The organism is Achromobacter sp. NPDC058515, assembly GCF_042721735.1.
Taxonomy (GTDB): domain Bacteria; phylum Pseudomonadota; class Gammaproteobacteria; order Burkholderiales; family Burkholderiaceae_B; genus Achromobacter.
Map to the genome: position 1 here is coordinate 48,972 of NZ_JBHXNI010000004.1, position 20,153 is coordinate 69,124.

At 67.8% G+C, this 20,153-nt stretch carries 18 protein-coding genes; 5 read left to right on the forward strand and 13 right to left on the reverse strand.

Annotation, left to right across the window (positions count from 1 at the left end):
• The 4 genes from ACFWP0_RS08765 to ACFWP0_RS08780 all read right to left on the reverse strand — a co-directional run bounded on the left by ACFWP0_RS08765 (position 1) and on the right by ACFWP0_RS08780 (position 4,935).
• Entirely contained in the window at positions 1-1,104 is a 1,104-nt protein-coding gene (locus tag ACFWP0_RS08765; RefSeq protein ID WP_377841273.1) for a polyamine ABC transporter substrate-binding protein, read from the reverse strand.
• A 153-nt stretch (positions 1,105-1,257) separates the two neighbouring features.
• A complete protein-coding gene (locus ACFWP0_RS08770; protein WP_377841274.1) occupies positions 1,258-1,992 on the reverse strand; it encodes a 3-deoxy-D-manno-octulosonic acid kinase in 735 nt (244 codons plus the stop codon).
• On the reverse strand, positions 1,982-2,404 hold the full coding sequence (locus ACFWP0_RS08775) for a group II truncated hemoglobin (RefSeq protein WP_377841275.1): 423 nt from the start codon (positions 2,402-2,404) through the stop codon (positions 1,982-1,984). Before ACFWP0_RS08775 ends, ACFWP0_RS08770 begins: the two co-directional genes overlap by 11 nt.
• The gene (locus ACFWP0_RS08780) at positions 2,404-4,935 is read right to left on the reverse strand and encodes an ABC transporter permease (RefSeq protein WP_377841277.1); all 2,532 of its coding nucleotides are present in this window, start codon (positions 4,933-4,935) and stop codon (positions 2,404-2,406) included. Before ACFWP0_RS08780 ends, ACFWP0_RS08775 begins: the two co-directional genes overlap by 1 nt.
• Positions 4,936-5,037: 102 nt before the next feature.
• On the opposite strand from ACFWP0_RS08780, the gene ACFWP0_RS08785 reads away from it, so the two are divergent.
• From ACFWP0_RS08785 to ACFWP0_RS08795, 3 genes are all read left to right on the forward strand, one after another.
• On the forward strand, positions 5,038-6,012 hold the full coding sequence (locus tag ACFWP0_RS08785) for a TRAP transporter substrate-binding protein (RefSeq protein WP_377841279.1): 975 nt from the start codon (positions 5,038-5,040) through the stop codon (positions 6,010-6,012).
• A gap of 106 nt (positions 6,013-6,118) precedes the next feature.
• The gene (locus ACFWP0_RS08790; RefSeq protein WP_377841281.1) at positions 6,119-6,619 is read left to right on the forward strand and encodes a TRAP transporter small permease; all 501 of its coding nucleotides are present in this window, start codon (positions 6,119-6,121) and stop codon (positions 6,617-6,619) included.
• Positions 6,620-6,654: 35 nt separating this feature from the next.
• A complete protein-coding gene (locus tag ACFWP0_RS08795) occupies positions 6,655-7,932 on the forward strand; it encodes a TRAP transporter large permease (RefSeq protein WP_377841282.1) in 1,278 nt (425 codons plus the stop codon).
• A 370-nt stretch (positions 7,933-8,302) separates the two neighbouring features.
• Here the strand turns inward: ACFWP0_RS08795 and ACFWP0_RS08800 are convergent, their stop codons facing one another.
• The 8 genes from ACFWP0_RS08800 to ACFWP0_RS08835 form a co-directional block, all read right to left on the reverse strand.
• Positions 8,303-9,283 carry an ABC transporter ATP-binding protein gene (locus ACFWP0_RS08800; protein WP_377841284.1) on the reverse strand — a complete coding sequence of 327 codons (981 nt, stop codon included), beginning with the start codon at positions 9,281-9,283 and terminating at the stop codon, positions 8,303-8,305.
• Positions 9,273-10,301 carry an ABC transporter ATP-binding protein gene (locus tag ACFWP0_RS08805; protein ID WP_377841286.1) on the reverse strand — a complete coding sequence of 343 codons (1,029 nt, stop codon included), beginning with the start codon at positions 10,299-10,301 and terminating at the stop codon, positions 9,273-9,275. The genes ACFWP0_RS08800 and ACFWP0_RS08805 overlap by 11 nt, the downstream gene beginning before the upstream one ends.
• The gene (locus ACFWP0_RS08810) at positions 10,298-11,785 is read right to left on the reverse strand and encodes an amidohydrolase family protein (protein WP_377841288.1); all 1,488 of its coding nucleotides are present in this window, start codon (positions 11,783-11,785) and stop codon (positions 10,298-10,300) included. Before ACFWP0_RS08810 ends, ACFWP0_RS08805 begins: the two co-directional genes overlap by 4 nt.
• Entirely contained in the window at positions 11,785-12,978 is a 1,194-nt protein-coding gene (locus ACFWP0_RS08815; RefSeq protein ID WP_377841290.1) for an amidohydrolase family protein, read from the reverse strand. The genes ACFWP0_RS08810 and ACFWP0_RS08815 overlap by 1 nt, the downstream gene beginning before the upstream one ends.
• A gap of 31 nt (positions 12,979-13,009) precedes the next feature.
• The gene (locus ACFWP0_RS08820) at positions 13,010-13,951 is read right to left on the reverse strand and encodes an ABC transporter permease (protein ID WP_377841292.1); all 942 of its coding nucleotides are present in this window, start codon (positions 13,949-13,951) and stop codon (positions 13,010-13,012) included.
• Positions 13,941-14,933, reverse strand: coding sequence for an ABC transporter permease (locus tag ACFWP0_RS08825; protein WP_377841293.1), 993 nt, complete (start codon positions 14,931-14,933; stop codon positions 13,941-13,943). The genes ACFWP0_RS08820 and ACFWP0_RS08825 overlap by 11 nt, the downstream gene beginning before the upstream one ends.
• A gap of 81 nt (positions 14,934-15,014) precedes the next feature.
• On the reverse strand, positions 15,015-16,592 hold the full coding sequence (locus tag ACFWP0_RS08830) for an ABC transporter substrate-binding protein (RefSeq protein ID WP_377841295.1): 1,578 nt from the start codon (positions 16,590-16,592) through the stop codon (positions 15,015-15,017).
• Positions 16,593-16,678: 86 nt separating this feature from the next.
• Entirely contained in the window at positions 16,679-17,416 is a 738-nt protein-coding gene (locus ACFWP0_RS08835; protein ID WP_377841296.1) for an aspartate/glutamate racemase family protein, read from the reverse strand.
• Between the two features lie 248 nt (positions 17,417-17,664).
• Here ACFWP0_RS08835 and ACFWP0_RS08840 point away from each other — a divergent pair, with 248 nt between their 5' ends.
• Positions 17,665-18,384 carry a GntR family transcriptional regulator gene (locus tag ACFWP0_RS08840; RefSeq protein ID WP_377841298.1) on the forward strand — a complete coding sequence of 240 codons (720 nt, stop codon included), beginning with the start codon at positions 17,665-17,667 and terminating at the stop codon, positions 18,382-18,384.
• Positions 18,385-18,465: 81 nt separating this feature from the next.
• On the opposite strand, the gene ACFWP0_RS08845 is transcribed toward ACFWP0_RS08840, so the two are convergent.
• Entirely contained in the window at positions 18,466-18,756 is a 291-nt protein-coding gene (locus ACFWP0_RS08845) for a DUF3579 domain-containing protein (RefSeq protein ID WP_013392635.1), read from the reverse strand.
• A gap of 180 nt (positions 18,757-18,936) precedes the next feature.
• On the opposite strand from ACFWP0_RS08845, the gene ACFWP0_RS08850 reads away from it, so the two are divergent.
• Complete coding sequence (locus ACFWP0_RS08850) at positions 18,937-20,118, forward strand: aspartate aminotransferase family protein (protein WP_377841300.1); 1,182 nt, start codon at positions 18,937-18,939, stop codon at positions 20,116-20,118.
• Positions 20,119-20,153 lie beyond the last annotated feature (35 nt).

The window sequence follows — 20,153 nt, forward strand, 5'->3', positions numbered from 1 at the left end:
CTATCTTCCAGACTTCAGCTCGGACCACATCCGGTTTTGCAGGCGCGAAATGTTCAAGGGCAGCGCCTTGATCACGTACAGGGTCTTGGAGACCTCGGCCGGCGGGTAGATCATGGGATTGTCGGCCACGTCCTTCACCACGTACTGCCGCGCGTCCTTGTTGGCGTTGGGGTAGAACATGGTGTTGGTGATGGCGGCGTGGACCTGCGGCGTTTCGATGTAGTTGATGAACGCCATCGCCTCTTCGGGATGCGGGGCGTCCTTGGGGATGACCATCAGGTCGAACCACGCGGGCGCGCCGCCCTTGGGAATGAAGTAGTTCACTTCATAGGGTTTCTTGGCGTCCTGCGCGCGCTTGCGCGCGATCATGACGTCGCCGGAAAAACCGTAGACCATGCACAGGTCGCCCACGGCCAGTTCGTCGATATACCCCGACGAGCTGAACTGGCGGATGTACGGGCGGATCGTCTTCAGGAGATCCAGCGCGGCCTTGTAGTCGTCGGCGTTGGTGCTGTTGGGATCCTTGCCCATGTACTTCAGCACGGCGGGGAACACCTGCGCGGCCTCGTCCAGCATGGAGATGCCGCATTCCTTCAGCTTGGCGGCGTTCTCGGGCTTGAAGAGCATGTCCCAGCTGGCCAGGTCGACGTTGTCGCCCATGATCTGCCGGACCTTGGTGACGTTGTAGCCCAGCCCGTTGGTGCCGTAGCCCCACGGAACGGCGTATTCATTGCCGGGATCGACGGTGGCGACGAGCGCCATCACTTCCGGATCCAGGTGCTTCAGGTTCGGGATCTTGGACTTGTCCAGCTTCTGGAAGAGGCCCGCCTCGATCTGGCGCGACGCGTAATGGGTGGACGGGACAACGACGTCGTACCCCGACTTGCCGGCCAGGAGCTTGGCCTGCAGGGTGTCGTTGCTGTCGTAGACGTCATAGCGGACCTTGATGCCGGTTTCCTTCTCGAAACCCGGAATCGTGTCCGGAGCCGTGTACTCGGCCCAGTTGTAGACGTTGACGACCTTGTTCTGCGCGACCGCCGCCGAAGCGGCTGCCGCGGCCAGCACCGCCCCGAGCGCCCAGCGCATTCCCGGCCTGAGTTCCATTACCAGCCCCCTTGCTATTAGCCGTGTGTGACACGAGTACCAAAAGGCGAAATGATAAAGCCTTTTACCGATGGCCTGCCCAATTTTGGGGGCTGATTGGCGCAATTAGGCCCCGATGGCGGCGATCGGAGCCCTGGGGCGCCCGGACCGCGGTCAGGGCTGGATGCCGACGCCCCAGGCCGTCCAGTAACTGTCGCGCAGGCGCAGCCAGAAGCGCTCGCCGGCCTCCCCGGCGACTTTGCGCAAGGAGCGGCGCAGCCGGTCAAGGTTGGCCTGGCGCTGCCGTTCGGACAAGGCGCCCTGGGTGCCGCGGTCGAAATCGATGAGCCAGACCTGCCCGTCGCCGCCGATCAGGATGTTGAAGGCATTCAGGTCGGCATGCCAGACGCCCGCCCGGTGCATGCGGACGATGGCATCGGCCACCGCCTGCCAGACCGGCTCGGCCACCGCCTGGGCCAGCGGCCGCACGCCGGGTATCCGTTCGACCACAATGGCGGCGCGATAGATCGGGCCTTGCCGCCAATAGGCGGCGGCCAGCGGCGCGGGCACGGGCAGGCCCTGCGCGCGCATGGCCGCCAGCAGGCGGTATTCCCGGAAGCTGCGGGTGCGCGCCTCGCCGTTCCAGAGATAGGCGTCGCTGCTGACGCGGGCGATCATGCCGCCGCGGCGGTAGCGCCGCAGCACGCCCTGCCAGCCCTGCCCTTGCACGAACCAGGCGGCCTGGCGTCCGCCGGCGTCCACCGGCCGCGCCCGCTCGCCATAGTGCGCGGGATTGAAGACCTCCGGCCCGGCGTCCGCCAGGCGCGAGGCGTCGCTGAGCATGGCCCCGCCCAGGGGGCCCGCCCAGACCTGGCGCCGCGCGCCGGATTGCGGGTCCTCAGCCTTCACGGTTGCGCATCCAGTCGGCCACGCCGTAGAAAGATTCAAGCAGGCGCTCGACCAGCGCGGGCTCGACGCCCTGGTCCTCCATGGCGCGCCCGATGCAGGTCACCCACTGGTCGCGCTCGGCCTGGCCGATGGAAAACGGCAGGTGCCGCGCGCGCAGCCGGGGATGGCCGAAACGCTCAATATAGTGGTCCGGGCCGCCGAAGTACCCGCAAAGAAACCAGAAGAGCTTGTCTCGCGCCTCGTCCAGGCTGGGGCCGTGGGCGGCGCGCAGCTCCTTTAAGTCGGGCTCCATGTCCATCAGGTCATAGAAGCGGTCGACAAGCGCGCGCACGCCGGGCTCGCCGCCAAGTAGGTCAAAAATGCTGCGGGAATTTTCCACGGGTTCGGTAATGGTTTGGACGCGGGACGTCATCAGGTTTCTCGAAGGGTGACCAGGGGCGGCGTGCGCAATACGCCGCGCAGGGCCAGGGCGCCGCCCGCCCAAGCGCCCAGCATACCCGCGCCGATGCCCGCCAGCCACGGCCAGGGGCTGAAGGTAATGGTGAAGTCGAACACCAGGGTTGACAACGCCCAGGCAATCGCGGTGGCGCCGGCGGCGGCCAGCAGGCCGGCCAGCCCGCCCACGGCCCACAGCTCGATGCGCTGGGACCGCGCCAGCTGTCGGCGGGTCGCGCCCAGCGCGCGCAGCACCGCGGCTTCGCGCATGCGCTCGTCGCGCGTGGCGGTCAGCGCCGCCGACAGCACCAGCACGCCGGCGGCCAGCGTGAACAGGAACAGCAGCTGCACCGCGCGGCCCACTTCGCCCAGCACGGACTGCAGCTGCTGCAGGATGGCGCCCACGTCGAACACCGTCAGGTTCGGAAACTCGCGCACCAGCGCGGGCAGCACCGGCGCCTTTTCAGGCGGCAGGTAGAACGAGGTGATCCAGCTTTGGGGCATGTCGGCCAGCGAGGCGGGGGTCAGGATGGCGAAAAAATTCACGCGCATCGTATCCCAATCCACCCGGCGGGTGCCCGAAACCGCCACCTCGACCTGCTGGCCGGCCACGTCGAAGGTCATCTTGTCGCCCAGCGCGATGCCCAGCGTCTTGGCCAGGCCCGATTCCAGCGAGACCTCGGCGGAACCCGGCGCCAGCCAGCGGCCCTGCTCGATGCGGTTCGACGAGGGCATCTCGTCGCCATAGGACAGGTTGAACTCGCGATCCACCAGCCGCTTGGCGCGCGGCTCTTCGTAGTCGTCCGGCCCCACGGGCTTGCCATTGACGGCGATCAGGCGCCCGCGCACCATCGGCGACAGCGTGATCCCGCCGAGTCCTTCGCGGGTCAGCGCGTCCGTCACGGCCTGGCGCTGGTCCGGCTGCACGTTGATCAGGAAGCGATTGGGCGCGTCCGGCGGCAAGGTCCGCTGCCAGCCCTGGATCAGGTCGGTGCGGGTAATGGTCAGCAGCAGCAGCGCCATCAGGCCCACGGCCAGCGCGCAGACCTGGGTGATCGTGGCCGCCCGCCGGCGCACCACGCCGGCCAGCGCGAAGCGCAGCGCCGGCAGGCCCGCGGCCAGGCCGCGCACGCGCGCCAGGCCCAGGATGCACAGCCAGGCCACCAGCGCGAACAGCGCGAACGCGCCCAGGAAGCCGCCCGCCACCACGGCGCCCAGCTTGGCGTCGCCCGCGAACCACCAGATCAGGAGCGCAAAACCCGTCGCGCCCAAGGCATAGCCGAAGGCGCTGCGCGCGCTGAGCGTATCCGCGTCGCGCCGCAGCACCCGGGCCGGCGGCACATGCCGCAGTTGCGCCAGCGCCGGCAAGGCAAACCCCAGCAGCAGCAAAAGCCCGGTCAGCAGGCCCTGCAAGGCCGGAATGGCCGACGGCGCCGGCAACGTGGTGTCGATGACCGAGCCCAGCAGCATCACCAGCACCTGGTGGACGGCGTAGCCGAGCAGGCAGCCGGCGGCCGACGAGAACAGGCCGACCAGCGTGAATTCCAGCGTCAGCATGCGCGACACCTGGGATTGCACCGCCCCCAGGCAGCGCATGACCGCGATGCCGTCTCGATGCCGGGTCATGTAGCGGCCGGCAGCCAGCGCCACGGCCACCGCCGAAATCAGCACCGCCAGCAGGGCCACCAGCGACAGGAAGCGCTGCGCGCGGTCCAGCGTGCGGCGCACTTCCGGACGGCCCGATTCCAGCGTGGCGACCTTCTGGCCGCGCTTCAGGTTCTGGCTAAGCCAAGCCGAATATCCGGCCACGGCGTCGGGCTCGCCGGCGGCCAGCAGCGCATAGCCGATGCGGCTGCCCGGTGCGATCAGGCCGGTGGCGGGCAGGTCGCTGGCGCGCAGCAGCACGCGCGGGGCCACGTTGACGAACTGCATGCCGCGGTCCGGCTCATAGGTGATCACGCGGTCGACGCGCAGATGGGCGTCGCCCACGTTCAGCGTGTCGCCCACCTTCAGGCTCAGCAGGGAAAGCAGCTGCGCATCCACCCAGACCGCGCCTTCGGGCGGCACGTCGCGGGTGGGCGAGTCGGGCGCGAACGGCGCTTCGGTCACGCGCAAGGCGCCGCGCAGCGGGTAGCCGGGCTCCACGGCTTTCAACGCCGCCAACTGGGCGCCGTCGCCCGCGCCGACCATGGACGGGAACTGCCAGGTGCTGGACACCGCCAGGCCGCGCTCGCGAGCCTGCGCGAGGAAAGCGGCGGGCACCGGCTCGTCGGCGTCCAGCACCAGGTCCGCCCCCAGCATCTGGCCGGCGTCGCGCTCCAGCGCCCGGCCGACCCGGTCGGCCAGGAAGCCCACGCTGGTCACGGCGGCCACCGCCACGACCAGGGCCAGCACCAGCAGGCGCAATTCGCCCGCGCGCGCATCGCGCATCATCATCCTTGCGCCCAGGCGCAGGGTGGACCAGAAACCAGGGCGCTTGGCCTGTGACATATCAGGGAAATCCATCATTCAACTAAGTTAAAAACCGCCTGAAACGGAACTGAATCCCGATATCATCCCGGGGGCGGGAGGCAAAGCCGCCCATAAAGATAACCAAATCCGGAGAAGACAATGCGTAAATCCTGGCTTGCGGCCACGATCCTGGCCGCCTGCGCGGCCGCCACCTCCCTGCCCTCGGCAGCCCAGACTCCCTTGAAGATGGCCTACGCCCTGTCGACCTCGTCGCACTACGGCGCCGGGGCTGATGCGCTGGCCAAGTCCATCGAGGCGTCCTCCAACGGCAAGTACAAGGTACAGCAATTCGCCAACAGCGCGCTGGGCGGCGAACGCGAGGTGATCGAAGGCCTGCAGATCGGCACCATCGACCTGGCCATCGTTTCGACAGGGGCTACCCTGAATTTTGTTCCCGAGACCGGGGTTTTCGATATCCCGTTCCTGTTGCGCGACCTGCAGCACGCCCGCACGGTCCTGGACAGCAAGATCGGCCAGGACATGCTGGCCAAGTTCCCCGGCCGCGGCATCGTGGCGCTGGCCTGGGGCGAACAGGGCTTTCGCCACCTGACCAACAACGTGCGCCCGGTCAAGACCCCGGCGGACGCCAAGGGCCTGAAGATCCGCACCACCGAGAACCCGATCCACATCACCGCCTTCCGCCAGATCGGCATCCTGCCCACCCCGATGGCCTGGCCTGAAGTGGCCACCGCCCTGCAGCAGGGCACCATCGACGGCCAGGAAAACCCGCTGTCGGTGATCACGTCGGCCAAGCTGTCGCAGATGCAGAAGTACCTGTCCCTGACCGGCCACGTATACGGCCCGGCGCTGGTGCTGATGTCCGCCAACGTCTATGAGGGCCTGTCGGCCGCCGACAAGGCCAATTTCGACAAGGCCGGCAAGGATTCCGCCCAGGCCATGCGCGCCTACGTGGACAACATCGAGAAGACAGGCGCGGAGCAGTTGAAGAAGGAAGGCATGCAAGTGTCCGAAGTCGACCGCGCCGCCTTCGCGGCAGCCGTCGAGCCCGCCTACCCCGAGTACTACAAGAAGTTCGACAAGAAGCTGATCGACTCGATCCGCGACGCCAAGTAAGCGGGGGCCTGCGCCTTTTCGGGGCATAGGGCCCTGGCGGCGGGATCCGACTCCCGCCGCCCTTCACTCCCCATCCTTTCCGCGTACATCGCTCACGGGATTCACCATGCGTTTGCTCTGCGCTTTCGACCGCGGCCTGTTCAAGCTGGTCTCGGTCTTCGCCCAACTCCTGCTGGTGGCCGCCGCGGCCGCCGCCTTCTATCAGGTCATCGCCCGCTTCGTGCTGCACTCGCCCGCCGACTGGAGCGAGGTGCTGACCCGCGCCCTGCTGATCTGGACGGTGCTGCTGGGCGTGGCCCTGGCCTTCCGCCACGGCGCCATGATCAGCGTGGAACTGCTGCGCAACCTGCTCGGCGGCGCGCGCCGCCGCGCGCTCGAAGCCGTCATCGGCCTGACCTGCGCCGGCTTCCTGGGCTTTCTGGCCTGGATCGGCGGCAACATGACCTGGCGCGTGCGCTTCCAGAACGTGCCCAGCCTGGACATCTCGATTTCCTGGATCTACCTGGCGATCCCCGTGGGCGCCACCCTGGCCGCCATCGCCGTGCTCGCCCGCTGGTGCGCCGGCGAGGAAGAAGACGTGCCCGTGCGCAACGACGCGCAAGGCTGAGCCGCCCCCATCGAACCTGAGCAGCAGATATCGCCATGTCCCAATTAATGATTGTCTCGATGCTGATTTTCTTCGGGCTGTCCGTGCCGGTCGCCGTGTCGATCGGCCTGGCCAGCCTGGCGGGCGTCGGCGCCACCGGCCTGCCCTGGCTGGTCGTCGCCCAGCAGCTGTTCGCGGCGCTGGACAAGTACCCGCTCGTCGCCATCCCCTTCTTCATCCTGGCCGGCAACCTGATGGAGGCCGGCGGCATCTCCGAACGCATGGTGGAATTCGCCAAGAGCGTGGTGGGCGGCATCCAGGGCGGCCTGGCCTGCACCTGCGTGCTGACCTGCATGATCTTCGCGGCGGTCGCCGGCTCCAGCGTGGCCACCACCTTCGCGGTGGGCGCGATCCTGATCCCGGCCATGATCCGGCACGGCTACCCCGCTCCCTTCGCCGCCTCGCTGCAGGCCAGCGCGGCCGAGCTGGGCGTGATCATCCCGCCGTCCATCCCGATGATCCTGTTCGCCGTGTCGACCGACACCTCCACCGGCGAACTGTTCATCGCCGGCGTGATGCCCGGCATTCTCATCGGCATCGCGCTGATGCTCTACGTGTGGCTCTACGCCAAGCGCAACAACCTGGGCAAGCGCGACGGCGAAGGCCGCCTGCCCCTGTGGCCGGCCTTCAAGAGCGCCTGGCTGGCGCTGCTGATGCCCGTCATCATCCTGGGCGGCATCTACGGCGGCATCTTCACGCCGACCGAGGCCTCCGTCGTGGCCGTGATGTACGCCGTGTTCGTCGGCAAGTTCATCTACCGCCGCCTGAGCTTCAGGCAGCTGTCCGACACGCTGCACAAGTCGGTGGTGTCGACCGCCGTCATCATGTTCGTGATCGCCAACGCCGGCGTGTTCAGCTTCCTGCTCAACCGGGCCGGCATCCCCGACGCGCTGGGCGTGTGGCTGGCGCAGCTGTTCGACACGCAGTTCTCGTTCCTGATGGGCGTGAACGCCGCGCTGTTCGTGATCGGCATGTTCATCGAGACCTCGGCGTCCATCGTGGTGCTGGCGCCCTTGCTGCTGCCGGTGGCCCTGCAGTTCGGCGTCGATCCCGTGCACTTCGGGATCATCATGGTGGTGAACCTGGCATTGGGCATGATCACGCCGCCATTCGGGGTGAACCTGTTCGCGGCCTGCGCGGTGGCCAAGCTGCCGCTGGAACGGCTGATCAAGCCGCTGGTGCCATTCGTGGGGGTGGTGATTGTCTGCCTGATGATCATCACTTACTGGCCGGGGCTGTCGCTGGGGCTTCGTGATCTGGTTTATGCGAAGTAGTTTGGTTTTTGATGGGTGGCGGTGGGGGGGCTTCGCAGGCCGCCCATCGTCGCGGGCGGCAGCAATCGGCGGGAGGGACGGTGATGCCTGCCCGGTGTCTGACACCCGTGCAAGACAGTCTTCAACTTGATCTGACATCTCCGGGGTGTCAGATACCTGAATCATCTCCGCTCCGAGGTGTCTGACACCGGAATCCGCTACACCAGCACGCGTAGCGGCATCCCCCCACCCGTGGCGAGAACCTCAAGAACCCCGCCCGCCCCAGCGCCTGAGAAGCTGAAGCCAGCAGAGCCTGGCGCGTCGGGGGACTGGCGTGAAAAGAACGCCGTGCCAAGCGTCAAAAGCTCCCTGCGGCAGTTGCCAAAAAACCTCAAGCCGCCGCCCTCTCCCAACCCGCGGCATGACACCGCAACTGCCTCCCCCCCACCCCCATAGCCACCGGCTCCTCCCCCCGGCACTGTTCCCGCGCCAGTCCGCAGCGCGGATGAAACGTGCAGCCTGAAGGCGGCTGGATCGGATTCGGCACCTCTCCGCCCAAGGGCTCCCGGTCCCGCCGCGGATTATCCAGATCGGGAATGGTGTCCAGGAGCATCCGCGTATACGGATGCTGCGGCGACTCGAACAACTGATCCGCCGGCGCCTGCTCCACGATCCTTCCCAGGTACATCACCGCCACGCTGTCCGACACATGCCGCACCACCGACAGGTTGTGGCTGATGAACACATACGTCAGCCCGAACTCCTGCTGCAGGTCGCCCATCAGGTTCAGGATCTGCGCCTGCACCGACACGTCCAGCGCCGAGGTCGGCTCGTCGCACACCAGGAACTCCGCCTCCGTCGCCAGGGCCCGCGCAATCGAGATGCGCTGGCGCTGGCCGCCCGAGAACTCATGCGGAAAGCGGCCCGCGTCGCTGGCGGACAGGCCCACCAGCTCCAGCAGCTCGTCCACGCGGCGCCGCGTTTCGGCCGGCGTGGCGCGCAGGCCCAGCGTGATGATGGGCTCGGCCACGATGTTGCCCACCCGCCAGCGCGGATTCAGGCTGGCATAGGGGTCCTGGAAGATCATCTGCGGATGCAGCGCGCCGCCCTTGCGGTTGCGGCCGTAATGCAGGGCGCCGCGCGTAGGCGGCGCCAGGCCCACCAGCAGCTTGGCGAGCGTGGACTTGCCGCAGCCAGATTCGCCCACGATGCTGAGCGTCGTGCCGCGGGGCACCGACAGCGACACGCCGTCCACCGCCTTCAGCGTCTGGGCGGGCTGGCGCGAGAGCGTGCGTTCCAGCCAGGGCGGCGACACGTCGAACCAGCAGGCCAGGTCATCGGCCTGCAACAGCACATCATCGTTACGCGGCATGAGCGACTCCTCCTTGATGCAGCCAGCAGGCGCTGACGGTGGCGCCGGCGGGCGAGGCGGCCAGCGGCGGACGGGCCTGGCCGCAGCGCGGTCCCGCCATGGCGCAGCGCGGATGGAACGCGCAGCCGTCCGGCATGGCGTGCAGGCGCGGCATGGCGCCGTCGATCTGGTTCAGCCGCGCCGCGCGCTGGCGCAGGCCGGGAATGGCGTTCATCAGGCCTTGGGTATAGGGGTGGCCGGGGCGGCGCAGCACATCCAGCACCGGCCCGATCTCGACGATGCGCCCCGCGTACATCACGGCCACGCGGTCGGCGGTCTCGGCGATCACGCCCATGTCGTGCGTAACCAGCAGGACCGACGTGCCCTGCTCCCGGCACAGGCGGCGCAGCAGCGCCGTGATCTGCGCCTGCACGGACACGTCCAGCGCGGTCGTCGGCTCGTCGGCGATGATCAGCGCGGGCCGGGCGGCCAGCGCCAGCGCGATCACGACGCGCTGGCGCATGCCGCCGGAGAACTGGTGCGGGTAGTGGTCGATGCGCTTGTCCGCCGCGGGGATGCCCACGGCCAGCAGCAGCTCCAGCGCCCGCTGGCGCGCGGCCGCGGCCGACACCTTGTCGTGGTGGCGAATGGTCTCGACCAGCTGGTCTCCCACGGTGAACAAGGGATGCAGGCTGGTCAGCGGGTCCTGGAAGATCGCGCCGATCTCCTTGCCGCGCAGGCGCTGGCGCGCCTTGGGCGGCAGGTTGTCGATGCGGCGCCCGGCCAGCCGGATCTCTCCGCCGCCCAGGCGCCCCGGCGGCTCCAGCAGGCCGATCACGGCCATGCCGGTCAGCGACTTGCCCGCGCCGGACTCGCCCACCATGCCCAGGATCTCGCCCGGATGGATGTCGAAACTGATGTCGCGCGTGGCCACCAGCACGCCATGGCGGGTCGGGAACTCGACGGACAGGCCGCGCACCGACAAGGTCGGCTCGCTGGCGGGCGCCGGCTGGCCGGCGCTGGGTAAGGCTGCCATCATGACGGACTCCTTGCGGGACGCGGATAGCTGGAAGAAAAGATCTCGCCCGCCGGGGGATGCCCCCAGGTGCGGTCGGGGTAGCGGGCCGCCAGGCCGTCGAACTGCGCCTGAGCCTGGGCCTGAGCCTGGACGGCGTCAAAGCCCGGGATGCGGCCGTCCACCATGACGAAGCGTCCGTCGATGACGACCTGCGACACGTCGCGGCCGCTGCCGCTCACCATCAGGGTCTGGATCGGATCGATCATCTGGCCGTTGCGGTCATGGGAAAAATCGAACACCACAATGTCGGCCTTGGCGCCCGCCGCCAGCCGGCCCAGGTCCCCCCGGCCCAGCGCATCGGCCCCGCCGACGGTGGCGGCGTCGTAGTAGTCTTCGGCGCGCACGGCCTCGGCGGAGCGTTCGGCCACGCGGCACAGCATCATGCCCACCTGCATGTTCAGCACCATGTCGGGCGGCCAGGTGTCCGTGCCCATGCCGATGTTCACGCCCATCTTGCGATACCGCGCGAAGGACTCCAGCGTGGCGCCATGGCGTCCGGACACCAGCGGGCAATGGACGATGCTGGCGCCCGAGTCGCGGATGATTTCGATGTCGCGCCCGGGCCGGTCGATATGGCTGGAGCCCGACACATAGGTGCCGTGCGGCAGCAAGGCGCGCTCGGACAGGAAATCCAGGCTTTGCAGCCACTCCGGCGGGCTCATGCCGTGCTGCGCCAGCACCAGTTCGTATTCCAGCCGGGACTGGCAGCAATGCAGGCGGACCGGCAGGCTGCGCTCGCGCGACGCGGCGGCGGACGCGAGCAGCAGGTCCGGCGTGCAGGTCTCGATGCGGTCCGGCGACAGCATGGCGCGCACGCGGCCGCCGTGGCGGCCCTCGACCTCGTCGCAGAAGGCCAGGGCCTGCGCCAGGCCGGCCATGCCGCGCGCTTCATCGTAATGGCAGCGGATGGCCCCGGCGTCGTCCACATAGGTGTGGCCGCTGCGGTACGCGGGCCCCAGGTAGACGCGCAGGCCCAGTTCGCCGGCGGCATCCGCCGCCGACAGGAATTCCTCGCGGGTCTCGCCCCACACGCGGTAGAACAGCGAGGCGATCGGCAGCGCGGTCGTGATGCCGTTGCGGATCAGCTGGGCGAAGGCATAGCGCTTCTGGAAAGCCAGTTCCTCGGGGGTGTACATCTCGTAGGGCCCCCGCCGCATATAGGTTTCCGGCCAGATGCGGCCCTTCTTCCAGGCCGGCGAATTGTCAAAGCCCAGGATCGTGGTGTCCAGGTCGGACAGCGCGTCCAGGTCCACGAAGCCCGGCCCGATCAACGCCCGGCCATAGTCGCGGCGTTGCGCGACCGGCCCCGGATAGCGGTGGCCCGCGTAGACGATGCGATCGCCCTCGAACACGACCTCGCCGTTCTCGTACAGGCAATGCCGGCCGTTCTCGTGGCCGACCACCCAGCGCGCGGTCAGCAGGATGGGACCTTCCGGGGACCGCATCACGGGGCCTGCACCAATGCGCGGCCATCGCGGGCCACGACGCGGCCGCGCTTGACGACCAGCTTGCGCACCGGGCGCGACACGATGGCCTCGCCCACCGTTTCCGCGTCCACCAGGACAAAGTCGGCGCGGCAGCCCGGCTCCAGCCCGTAATCGGCCAGGCCCATGACGCGGGCGTTGCCGTATGTGGCCACGTGCAGCGCCAGCGCCAGTTCGTCGTCGCGGCGGAAATTGTTGCGCAGGCCCACCAGCATCGCGCGCTCCAGCATGTCGGGCTTGCCGTAGGGGCCCCAGGTGTCGCGCATGCCGTCGTTGCCCGTACAGACAACCACGCCGGCCGCATGCAGCCGAGCCACGCTGGGCACCGGCCGCGACGCGGAGCCCGTCGTCATGATGTGCACGCCCGCCTCCAGCAGCCCGTCGGTCAGCGCCTGCACGGCCTGCGCGTCGGGCATGCCCAGGCAGAAGGAATGCGACAGGGTGACCTTGCCCTGCATGCCCAGCGCCCGCACCCGGTCTATGGTCATCTGCATGGAGAACGCGCCAAGTTCGCCGGCTTCGTGCAGGTGGATGTCTATCGGCTTGCCGTGCTTGTCCGCCAGGCCGAAGATGGCGTCCAGATGGCCCTTGGGATCGCGGTCCATGCCGGCCGGGTCCAGCCCGCCCACCACTTCCGCGCCCATGCGCAGCGCCTCGTCCATCAGCGCCAGCGTGCCCGGGCGGATCAGCAGCCCGCTTTGCGGGAATGCAACGATCTCCACGTCGATCTGGTCGCGGTACTGCTCGCGGGCGCGCATCACCCCCTCGATGGCGGCCAGGCCGATGTCCGTGTCCACGTCCACGTGGCTGCGGATATGGCTGGTGCCGTCCGCGATCGACATCACGATCTGGCGCGCGGACTGGCGGTATGGATCGATGCCCAGGCGCTTTTTCTCGGCGCGCTCGTTCTCGATCTTGTCGATCAGGCGCGGCCCCACCTCGTTGCGGTACCAGGGCATGCCGTACATCGTCTTGTCCAGATGCGCGTGGGCGTCGATCAGCCCCGGCAGCAGCAGGGCGCCGCCGCCCTCCACCACCGGCACGCCCTGCGGCGCGGTCCCGCCCACCTCATGGATGCGGCCGTCGCGCACCAGCACCGAGGTCGGTTCGCCGCCGGCCGGGCGGACTTGGGTAAACAGCGTTGCGTCATTCATGGTTGTACTCGTCGCTTCAGTCGGGCCGCGCTCAGCGCAGGCGGGGGTTCAGGGCATCGCGCAGCCAGTCGCCCAGCAGGTTCACCACCAGCACGATCAGGCTCAGGTACAGCGCGGGAAAGACCACCACCCACCACTGCCCCGAAAACAGGAACTGGTTGCCCAGGCGGATCAAGGTGCCCAGCGAGGGCTCCGTGGGCGGCATGCCCACGCCCAGGAAACTGAGGGTGGCCTCGATCAGGATGGCCAGCCCCAGGTTCAGCGTGGCGGTCACCATGACGGGCGTCAGCGTGTTGGGCAGGATGTGGGTCAGCATGATGCGCAGGGAACCGACCCGGATCAGCCGCGCCGCCTGGACGTACTCCTTGCCGCGCTCCACCAGCGCCGAGGCCCGCACGGTCCGGGCGTACTGCACCCAGTTGGTCATGGAGATGGCCAGGATCAGGATCACCGCTGACAAGGTTTCCCGCAGGTCGGGCGGCAGGATCTGGCGAAACACCGCCGTCACCAGGATGGCGACCAGGATGGTCGGGATGCTCAGCAAGGTATCGCCCACCCGCATCAGCGCGTTGTCGATCCAGCCGCCGAAGTAGCCCGCCGCCAGCCCGACCAGCAGTCCGATCGCCAGGGACAGCACCACCGTCGCCAGCCCGATCACCAGCGACATGCGCGAGCCATACAGAATGGCGGACCAGACGTCGCGGCCCTGCGTGTCGGTGCCCAGCAGGAACTGCGGGTCGGACCCGGCCTCCCAGGCCGGCGGCAGCTCGGCGTTAAGAAGATCCAGCTGCGCCAGGTCGTAGGGGTTCTGCGGCGCGATCCAGGGAGCGAACACCGCCAGCAGCGCCACCGCGATCAGCACGACGCCCGCCCCCATCGCCACGTAGTCCTGCCGCAGGCTCCACCACAGGTCGCTGCGCAGGAAGCGGGCGACGCGGCTCTGGCCCGTCCCGGAAAAGGGTTTAGTGAGCATTGGCGCCTCCTTTGACGTGCTGGCTGCGCAGGCGCGGATCCACCACGCCGTACATCATGTCCACCAGCGTGTTGAGCGCCACGAAGATGAAGGACACGATCACCAGGTAGGCGGCCATGACGGGAATATCCACGAACATGACCGATTGAATGAACAGCAGCCCCATGCCCGGCCACTGGAAGACTGTTTCGGTGATCAGCGCAAACGCGATCAGGTTGCCGATCTGCATGCCGGTCACGGTGATGACGGGCATCAGGCAATTGCGCAGCGCCAGGCGGAAATGCACCACCCGGTCGGGCAGGCCGCGCGCGCGGGCAAACTTGATGAACTCGGTGCGCAGCGTCTCCAGCATCTCGGCGCGCACCAGACGCATGATCAGGGTGATCTGGAACAGCGCCAGCGTGATGGACGGCAGCACCAGCGCCGCGCGCCCCGACGGCGTCAGCAGCCCCGTGGACCAGCCGCCGATCTTCACCGTCTCGCCGCGGCCAAAGCCGGGCAGCCAGCCCAGCTGCACCGAGAAGATCAGGATCAGCATGATCCCCACCACGAAGCTGGGCAGCGAAATGCCCAGGATGGACACGAACTGCAGGGCCTGCGCGAGGCGGGACTTGCGGTAGATGGCGGTCAGCACGCCCAGCGGCACGCCGATGACGAGCGACAGCAGCGTCGCCATCAGGACCAGCTCGAACGTGGCCGGAAAGCGCTCGGCCACCAGCGAGAACACATCCTGCTGGTTGCGGTAAGAAATACCGAATTCGCCCTGCGCCGCGTTGGCGACGAAGTGCACGAACTGCATGCCCACCGAGGCATTGAGCCCCAGCCGCTCGCGCAACTCGTCGCGCTGCGTCTGCGAGGCCTGTTCGTTGAGCATCATGTCGACGGGGTCGCCGACGAAACGGAAAATCACGAATGCCAGCAACGCCACCGCCAGCATGACGCCAACCGCGTTGAAGACCCGTCTAACAATGAACGCCAGCATGTGCGGCTCCCTTCAGACACCACCAGACCCAGGACCGCCGCGCCCGCGACGGGCGCGGCAATCCACGCAACACCGCGCGCATCACTGCATGCGCACGTTCCACAGGCGGGCCTTGTTGTCCGGCATCTGCAGCACCTCGCCCACCTTGGCGCCCACGGCCCAGGCCATGGGCTGCTGATGCAGCGGCAGGAAACGCACGTCGTGATGCAGGGTCTGCAGGACGCCGGCCATCATCTGGATGCGCTTGTCCCGGTCCATCTCGGCCGCCGCTGCATCGATCCTGGCGTCCAGCGCCGCGTCGCCCCATTGCCCCCAGTTGAAGACGCCGGCCGGGCCGGTGCGGCTGTGCATCACCTGCAGCAGGATGGACAACGCGTCGATCTGCGGCTCGTTGGCCCAGCCGTGGATGGTGATGTCGAACTCGCCGCGCGACCGCTTGGGGTTCTGCAGGGACCGCGGGCCGCTGGCCAGCGACGCCTTCACGCCGATGCGCGCCCACATGGAGGCGGCGGCCTGGCAGAGCTCTTCCTCGTTGACGAACATGTCGTTGGAGCACAGCAGCGACAAGGTGAAGCCGTCGGGGTAGCCGGCGTCGGCCAGCAGCTTCTTGGCCTTGGCCGCATCGAAGGGCAGGCGCTCTTCCTGGCGGGCCTCGTAGCCGGGAATGGACGGGGCCACCAGCGCGCCCGTGGTGCGCGACAGCCCGCGCATCACGCGCTTTTGCAGCAAATCCGGCGACAGGGCCATGTACAGCGCCTGGCGCACCCGCAGATCCTTCAGCGGATTCTTGTCGGCGATGTTGGAGCCCACGAGCTTATCGCCCAGGTTGAAGCCGAAGTAGAGCGTGCGCAGCTCCGTCGCCGCCAGCACCTTCACGTTGGGCGCGGCGCGCAGGCGGTCCAGGTCCTGCAGCGGCGCGTTCTCGGTGAAATTGATGTCGCCCGACAGCAGGGCCGCCACCCGGGTCGGCGCCGAGGCAATCGGCGTGAACTCGATGCGGTCCAGGTTGTGGCGGGGCTTGTCCCACCAGCCGGGGTTCACGACCAGCACGGTGCGCGTGTCCGGCCGGTACGACTCGACTTTGAAGGGGCCGGTGCCGTTGGCGTTGTGCGTGGCATAGCCTTCTATCTTCTTGGCGGCGTCGGTGGGCTTGGTGCTGTTGTTGTCCACCAGCCACTGGCGGTTGAAGATGAAGATGTTGGTCAGGTCGTTGAGCATCAGCGGATAGGGATGCGTCATCTCGATGTCGACCGTGTAGTCGTCGACCTTGCGCACGGCCTTGAAGGCGGGCAGGTTGCCCTTCAGCGGCGATGCCTCGTCCGATACGCGGGTCATGGACGCCACCACGTCGTCCGCCGTGAACGGCGCGCCGTTGTGGAACTTCACGCCTTGCCGCAGGCGAAAGCGCAGCACCGTCGGCGACGTGTTCTCCCACGACTCCGCCAGCGCGGGCGTGATGTTGAATTTGTCGTCGTAGCGGATCAGCGCCTCATACACATGGTTCAGGAACGCCAGGTTGAAGGTGCTGCCGTAGGAATACGGGTCCAGCGAATCCAGGTCGCGCGCGGCGCCCCATTTCAGCGTGTTGGCGGCGGATGCCGCGGTCATAGCCGACAGCGCGATCGCGGCGCCCAGGGTCCATCTGAACAAACTCTTCATGGCTGCAACTCTCCCTTGTCTATTGGTATGAATCCGCCGGGATCGGGCCCGGCGCGGTGGTGAAGGCAAACGGGTCCGGCGGCGGCTCAGCGGCCCAGCGACAGGCGCTGGGCCCGCTCCAGGGACGCCAGCGCCTGCGCCTGCGCCAGCGCGGCGCGGTAGGAATCGATAAGGGGCACGGCCGGCAGTCTCGGCAGGCTGGGCAGATAGCCCGCCAGCGCGGCCCCGGCCACGATCACGACGTCGGCGCCCTGCTCCACCGCCGCGTCCAGCGCGCGGCCGACCAGGGCCGCCGACTCGGCCGAACGGGACACGTAGTCCAGCGCGTTGCCGGGCACGGCGAGGATGCCGGCGCAGCGGGATTCCAGCCCCAGCTGGCGGATCTGTTCGCGCAGCATGCCGGGCCAGCGCTGCCCGACCGTGACGATGGCGTAGCGGTCGCCGCGCTGCAGCGCGGTCAGGATGGAAGCCTCGGCCATGCCCACCACGGGCACGTCCAGGCGCTCGCGCACGGCGCCGATGCCCGGCTCGCCGAAACAGGCCAGCACGCAGGCGTCGAACGGCGCCGCCGCCTGCGCCGTCTCGCGCTCCACCGTGGCCAGCACGGCATGGGCGGAAACGGCCGCTTCCGCCCGGCTGGCGACATAGGCGGGGCCGAACGGCGCGGTAACGGCATGGACATGGGCGGCTGCGCCGAAGAAGGCGTGCGCCTGGCTGGCCAGGCTGTCGGTCAAGGCGGCGGTGGTGTTGCCGTTGACCACCAGCAGGCGGCAGGCCGGGGAGACGGGCTGAATAAGGGAGCGGACGTCGGGTGCAGCGGACATGAAAACAGGCCTCGGTAGATTTGTATACAAACAGAAAGCTCAAACCGGCCGAATAGATCTGGTTTTGTATAAATGTTTGTATACGATTTACGTCGACAATGTACCCGCTTCCAACCTGCCTTCAAGCTATCGCTAACCCTTAGCGCCGGTGTACTATGCCTGTCCCACCCCGCAAATGCGCGCGGCCCCCGTCGGCCGGACATATTCCAATACAATGAAAACGCGCATGCACAGGAGCCAACAAAAACATGAAGACCCTCGCGCCGCCGGCCAATGAGCCCGCCAAGAAAGACATAAGCCGCAACGAAATCGTATACAAAAATTTGCGACGCGCCATCATCGAACAGGCGCTACTGCCGGGCGACAAGCTCCCCGAGGACGTGATCGGAGAACGTTTCGGCGTCAGCCGGACGATTGTGCGCGCCGTGCTGACGCGCCTGTTCAGCGAAGGGCTGGTGGATTTGCGGCCCAATCGCGGCGCCGCGGTGGCCCGCCCCAGTTTGGAAGAGGCGCACGACATCTTCGAAGCGCGCCGCTGCCTGGAGCGCGACGTGGCCCGCCGACTGCTGCAGCACATCACCGAAGCGGGGCTGGCGCGTCTGGAGCAGCACGTGGCGCAGGAAGAAGAAGCCCGCAAGCGCAACAGCACGAACGAATCCATCCGGCTCTCGGGCGAATTCCATATCCTGATGGCCGAACTGTCGGGCAATGCGGTGTATGCGCGCTACGTGAATGAAATCGTGTCGCGCTGCTCGCTGATCCTGGCGCTTTATGGCCGTCCGCACTCAAGCGAATGCGCGGTGAGCGAGCATATGGAGATCGTGGCCGGCCTGCGGGCGCGCGACGAGAAGCACGTGCTGCACCTGCTGGAGCACCACCTTGAAGCCGTGACCGCCCGTGCCCTGCTGACGACGGACGGTTCGGGCGTGCGCGACATCCGCAAGATCCTGGATCGTTACGGCACGTAGGACGGGGCCCGCCCGATGGGCGCGCGTCGTCGCTCCGAATGAGAAAAGCGCCCGGTCGGGGCGCTTTTTCGTTCAGGAGACCTAGATTTCGCGTTCTTCCGTCTTGAGGTTGTTGTCGCGGGCGAAATCCACCACGAACTTGTACGCCAGCGGTTCCAGGTCGCGCAAGCGAAGGTCGACCACGATCCCGCGCACGCCGTCGATCACGACGGGAAGCACATAGGGCGAATAAGTGAGGTGGTTACCAGCACAGCCGGCGGGCCGGAACTGTGCCATTACGCCGGCGAGCCGCTCCGCCCAATCGCTGGGGCGGAATCGGCTACCGCTTTCGGTAACGCCATGAATTACGAATTGTCTGACGCGAGTTGCCATGAGTTCTTTCACTACAGGGCGCCTTTCACGAAAGCCGGATCTTCGGCGTGATCAAACATGCGCCCTGCGCCGCGAATTGTATATGATTGATCCTTTGCCCTCTTTCGAAAGACGATTCGCCCCGGATCGGCGGCTGCAAACAGGGCATGCTTTTTTGGTTATCCCCCAGGAGGATCCGCGATGAGCTCGCCTCTGGCCAACATCTATGCCCGGCTGCCGGTGTCGTTCACGCACGGCCAGGGCGTATGGCTGTGGGATGCCCTGGGCCGCAAGTACCTGGACGCCCTGGCCGGCATCGGCGTTTCCTGCCTGGGCCATGCCCACCCGAAGCTGGTGGCCGCCATCAGCGAGCAGGCCGCGCGCGTCATCCATACCTCGAACATCTACGAAGTTCCCCAGCAGACGGCGCTGGCCGCCCGCCTGACGGAACTGTCCGGCATGCAGGAAGTCGCGTTCAACAACAGCGGCTCCGAGGCCAACGAAGCGGCCATCAAGCTGGCCCGCTACTACGCCTACCAGCGCGGCAACCAGCACGCCCACATCATCACCATGGACTCGTCCTGGCATGGCCGCACGCTGGCCACGCTGGCGGCCACCGGCAGCGACAAGGCGCGCAAGGGCTTCGAGCCCCTGCCCAGCGGCTTCATCCAGGTCCCCTACAACAACCTGGACGCGGTGCGCGCCGCCGGCGACGCCGAACCGCGCACCGCCGCCGTGCTGCTTGAAGTGCTGCAAGGCGAAGGCGGCATCCGCCAATCCGACATCGCCTACCTGCAGGAAGTGCGCCGCCTGTGCACCGAGCGCGGCTGGCTGCTGATGATCGACGAAGTGCAGTCCGGCATCGGCCGCACCGGCAAATGGTTCGCCCACCAGTGGGCGGACATCGTGCCCGACGTCATGACGCTGGCCAAGGGCCTGGCGGGCGGCGTCCCGATCGGCGCGATGCTGGCGGCCGGCCCCGCCGCGGGCGTGTTCACCCCCGGCAGCCACGGCACCACCTTTGGCGGCGGCCCGCTGGTGTGCGCGGCCGGGCTGGCGGTGCTGGACGCCCTGGAATCCGAACACCTGCTGGACAACGCCCACACCGTGGGCAAGCACCTGAAAGATACGCTGGCCGGCGCGTTGGCCGGCACCCCCGGCGTCGCCGAGATCCGCGGCCGCGGCCTGATGCTGGGGATCGAGCTGGCCCGCCCCTGCGGCGTCCTTGCCATGCGCGCCATGGAGGCTGGCCTGCTCATCAACGTCACGCGCGACCGCGTCATCCGCATGCTGCCGCCGCTGATTCTGACCAAGGAAGAGGCCGACCAGATCGTCTCCATCCTGGTTCCGCTCATCCAACAGTTCCTGGCCGAAAAACCATAATCAACGTCCCGCCCGGGCCACGAGCCTGGCCGGGC

Coding starts and splice junctions, on each gene's coding strand:
- ACFWP0_RS08765 (WP_377841273.1), bottom strand. CDS start 1,104: ATGGAACTCAGGCCGGGAATGCGCTGGGCGCTCGGGGCGGTGCTGGCC.
- ACFWP0_RS08790 (WP_377841281.1), top strand. CDS start 6,119: ATGCGTTTGCTCTGCGCTTTCGACCGCGGCCTGTTCAAGCTGGTCTCG.
- ACFWP0_RS08830 (WP_377841295.1), bottom strand. CDS start 16,592: ATGAAGAGTTTGTTCAGATGGACCCTGGGCGCCGCGATCGCGCTGTCG.
- ACFWP0_RS08780 (WP_377841277.1), bottom strand. CDS start 4,935: ATGATGGATTTCCCTGATATGTCACAGGCCAAGCGCCCTGGTTTCTGG.
- ACFWP0_RS08840 (WP_377841298.1), top strand. CDS start 17,665: ATGAAGACCCTCGCGCCGCCGGCCAATGAGCCCGCCAAGAAAGACATA.
- ACFWP0_RS08810 (WP_377841288.1), bottom strand. CDS start 11,785: ATGCGGTCCCCGGAAGGTCCCATCCTGCTGACCGCGCGCTGGGTGGTC.
- ACFWP0_RS08815 (WP_377841290.1), bottom strand. CDS start 12,978: ATGAATGACGCAACGCTGTTTACCCAAGTCCGCCCGGCCGGCGGCGAA.
- ACFWP0_RS08820 (WP_377841292.1), bottom strand. CDS start 13,951: ATGCTCACTAAACCCTTTTCCGGGACGGGCCAGAGCCGCGTCGCCCGC.
- ACFWP0_RS08825 (WP_377841293.1), bottom strand. CDS start 14,933: ATGCTGGCGTTCATTGTTAGACGGGTCTTCAACGCGGTTGGCGTCATG.
- ACFWP0_RS08835 (WP_377841296.1), bottom strand. CDS start 17,416: ATGTCCGCTGCACCCGACGTCCGCTCCCTTATTCAGCCCGTCTCCCCG.
- ACFWP0_RS08845 (WP_013392635.1), bottom strand. CDS start 18,756: ATGGCAACTCGCGTCAGACAATTCGTAATTCATGGCGTTACCGAAAGC.
- ACFWP0_RS08785 (WP_377841279.1), top strand. CDS start 5,038: ATGCGTAAATCCTGGCTTGCGGCCACGATCCTGGCCGCCTGCGCGGCC.
- ACFWP0_RS08775 (WP_377841275.1), bottom strand. CDS start 2,404: ATGACGTCCCGCGTCCAAACCATTACCGAACCCGTGGAAAATTCCCGC.
- ACFWP0_RS08850 (WP_377841300.1), top strand. CDS start 18,937: ATGAGCTCGCCTCTGGCCAACATCTATGCCCGGCTGCCGGTGTCGTTC.
- ACFWP0_RS08805 (WP_377841286.1), bottom strand. CDS start 10,301: ATGATGGCAGCCTTACCCAGCGCCGGCCAGCCGGCGCCCGCCAGCGAG.
- ACFWP0_RS08795 (WP_377841282.1), top strand. CDS start 6,655: ATGTCCCAATTAATGATTGTCTCGATGCTGATTTTCTTCGGGCTGTCC.
- ACFWP0_RS08800 (WP_377841284.1), bottom strand. CDS start 9,283: ATGCCGCGTAACGATGATGTGCTGTTGCAGGCCGATGACCTGGCCTGC.